Consider the following 230-nt stretch of genomic DNA (forward strand, 5'->3'; position numbering starts at 1 on the left):
CCCGTGACCGACGTGATTGCGTCGGCGATCGAGGGCACAACCGACCAACCCAAGTTCTGGCGCATGTAGCCATTGCCGTCGTTTGGTGCTTCCGGAACACCAGTACCAGAAATCTGAATGCTGTTTCCAGTGTTCGATAGCGATATGGAAGGCCCTGCCGTGAACGTAATGTCTCCAGTAAGCGTCCCCGACGTGCCCGCTGTGATCGAGGACACACCGCCAGTTGCTGT

Annotated in this window: 1 protein-coding gene; it reads right to left on the reverse strand. The window is 57.4% G+C overall.

Going from position 1 to position 230, the window contains the following annotated elements; translation table 11 throughout:
- Positions 1–230: hypothetical protein (locus tag AC1RPN_RS09260; protein WP_481763891.1), on the reverse strand; the 230-nt coding region annotated here is incomplete at both ends.

This window comes from Dellaglioa sp. CoH-57-MRSF-20 (assembly GCF_056781955.1).